The sequence below is a fragment of the Sphingopyxis sp. genome (assembly GCF_036402335.1).
In the GTDB taxonomy this organism is placed as follows: domain Bacteria; phylum Pseudomonadota; class Alphaproteobacteria; order Sphingomonadales; family Sphingomonadaceae; genus Sphingopyxis.
The window spans coordinates 1-2,736 of record NZ_DASWTD010000568.1; the positions used below are offsets into that span (position 1 = coordinate 1).

The window sequence follows — 2,736 nt, forward strand, 5'->3', positions numbered from 1 at the left end:
AGATCACGCGGACCAACCAGCTCATCCAGTCAAAGGGCGGGGCATGGGACGGCATCGGCGCCGAGGCGGTTACACGCATGCGTCTGCAGAACCGGTTTCTGACGGGCCTTGATATCGCGCGTTACACCGCGAAGATCATGCGTGAGGACATGGCGGCCTATGACAGGGATCCCGCCAACTACACCCAGTCGCTCGGCTGCTGGCACGGCTTCATCGCGCAGCAGAAGATGATCTCGATCAAGAAGCATTTCGGCACCGTCAAGGGCCGCTACATCTACCTCTCGGGCTGGATGATCGCCGCGCTGCGCAGCGAATTCGGCCCGCTGCCCGACCAGTCGATGCACGAAAAGACCAGCGTTCCGGCGCTGATCGAGGAAATCTACACCTTCCTGCGTCAGGCCGACGCGCGCGAGCTCGGCATGCTGTTCCGCGAACTCGACGCCGCGCGCGCCGAGGGCGACGAACTCAAGGCCAAACAGGTGCAGGCCGCGATCGACAATCACGAGACTCACGTCGTGCCGATCATCGCCGACATCGACGCAGGCTTCGGCAATGCCGAGGCGACCTATCTGCTCGCCAAGAAGATGATCGAGGCGGGCGCCTGCGCGCTCCAGATCGAAAATCAGGTCTCGGACGAAAAGCAGTGCGGCCACCAGGACGGCAAGGTCACCGTGCCGCACGAGGATTTCATCGCGAAGATCCGCGCCTGCCGCTACGCCTTCATGGAACTCGGCGTCGAGGACGGCATCATCGTGACGCGCACCGACAGCCTCGGCGCCGGCCTCACCAAACAGATCGCCTTCTCGAAAGAGCCTGGAGACCTCGGCGACCGGTATAACAGTTTCCTCGATTGCGAAGAGGTCGAAGGCGCGGGCAACCCCGGCGACGTCCTGATCAACCGCGACGGCAAGCTGGTGCGCCCGAAGCGCCTGCCCTCGAACCTCTATCAGTTCCGTCCGGGAACCGGCGAAGATCGCTGCGTCATGGACTGTATCGCGTCCTTGCAGAACGGTGCCGACCTCTTGTGGATCGAGACCGAGAAGCCGCATATCGAGCAGATCGCCGGCATGGTCGACCGCATCCGCGAAGTCGTCCCCAATGCGAAGCTCGCCTACAACAATTCGCCGAGCTTCAACTGGACGCTGAACTTCCGCCAGCAGGTGTTCGACGCTTGGGAAAAGGACGGGAAGGACGTCAGCGCTTACGACCGCGCCAAGCTGATGAGCGCCGACTATGACGCGACACCGCTCGGCGAGGAAGCCGACAACCGCATCCGCACCTTCCAGCGCGATGCGGCGAAGCGGGCGGGCATCTTCCACCACCTGATCACGCTGCCGACCTATCACACCGCCGCGCTGTCGACCGACAATCTGGCGAAGGAATATTTCGGCGACGAAGCGATGCTCGGATACGTCAAGGGCGTCCAGCGCGCCGAAATCCGCCAAGGCATCGCCTGCGTGAAGCACCAGAATATGTCGGGCAGCGACATCGGCGACGACCACAAGGAATATTTCGCCGGCGAAGCGGCGCTCAAGGCCGCAGGCAAGGACAACACGATGAACCAGTTCGCCGCGTAAAAGAGTTAGACGCGGGGGCCCGTTGCAACCCCCGCGTCGCCTGTCTTGGCGCGGAGGCCAGCGACCCGACCTCCGCGCCTCCCGAGCTTTCCTGGGGAGGAAAGCCTGTCCGCCGGAAGCCCTTGCGCTTCCGGCGGGCATTTTTATTGCGACAGCGCCCCTTCTTCGCGGGTCTTGATCAGCGACCAGATGACGCCGCCCGCGATCAGCGCGACCGTCACGCCGAGGCTGACCAGCGGCGGGAATTTCGCGCCGCCCAGAATGAAGTCGGCAACGAAGATCTTCGAACCGATGAACACCAGCACCAGCGCCAGCGCATATTTGAGGTAGTGGAAGCGATGAACCATCGCCGACAGCGCGAAGTAAAGCGCGCGAAGGCCAAGGATCGCCATGATATTCGACGTATAGACGATGAAGGTGTCAGTCGTGATCGCGAAGATCGCCGGCACGCTGTCGACCGCAAACACCAGGTCGGCGAGATTGATCACAACGAGCGCGAGGAACAGCGGCGTCGCGGCAAGCACGATCTTGCCGGTCTTGCTGTCGGGCACGCGCACGAAGAATTTCTCGCCGTGCAGTTCGTCGGTGATCGGCATCCGGCGCGACAGCCATTTGACGACCGGATTGCCCTTCACATCCATCGGCTTTTCACTCGCGAACAGCATCTTCACGCCCGTGAAGATGAGGAACGCAGCGAAAATATAGAGTATCCAGCCATATTCGGTGACCAGCGCCGCGCCGCCTGCTATCATGATGCCGCGCAGCACAATCACCGCAACGATGCCCCAAAGCAGTGCGCGATACTGGTAGCGCGGCGGGATCGCGAAGGTCGTGAAGATCAGCGAGATGACGAAGATATTGTCGATCGACAGCGCCTTCTCGATGAAGAAGCCGGTGTAATATTGCAGGCCCGCCTCGCCGCCCTTCGCGGCCCAGACCCACGCGCCGAACGCCGTCGCGATACCGATGTAGAGCGCCGAGAGCTTCAGGCTCTCGCCGATCCCCATTTCCTTGTTCTCCTTGTTGAGGATGCCAAGGTCGAAGGCCGTGAGCGCGACGACGAGCGCGATGAACGACAGCCAGAACCAGGCCGGGGTACCCAGCCAGTCGGCGAACAGAAATTCCATGATGATGATCCCTGGATACGCCGAGCGCGCCG

The 2,736-nt window shown here is 62.2% G+C and carries 2 protein-coding genes; one reads left to right on the forward strand and one right to left on the reverse strand.

What is annotated here, in order from left to right; translation table 11 throughout:
• The first annotated feature begins 2 nt into the window (after positions 1–2).
• On the forward strand, positions 3–1,577 hold the full coding sequence (locus VGD20_RS18460; RefSeq protein ID WP_331135840.1) for an isocitrate lyase: 1,575 nt from the start codon (positions 3–5) through the stop codon (positions 1,575–1,577).
• 143 nt (positions 1,578–1,720) lie between these two features.
• Here VGD20_RS18460 and VGD20_RS18465 read toward each other — a convergent pair whose 3' ends face one another.
• On the reverse strand, positions 1,721–2,704 hold the full coding sequence (locus VGD20_RS18465) for a TerC family protein (protein WP_331135841.1): 984 nt from the start codon (positions 2,702–2,704) through the stop codon (positions 1,721–1,723).
• Positions 2,705–2,736: the final 32 nt, after the last annotated feature.

What these genes read in the sequence shown, in the direction of transcription:
- VGD20_RS18465 (WP_331135841.1), bottom strand. Translation starts at nt 2,704, where the DNA reads ATGGAATTTCTGTTCGCCGACTGGCTGGGTACCCCGGCCTGGTTCTGG.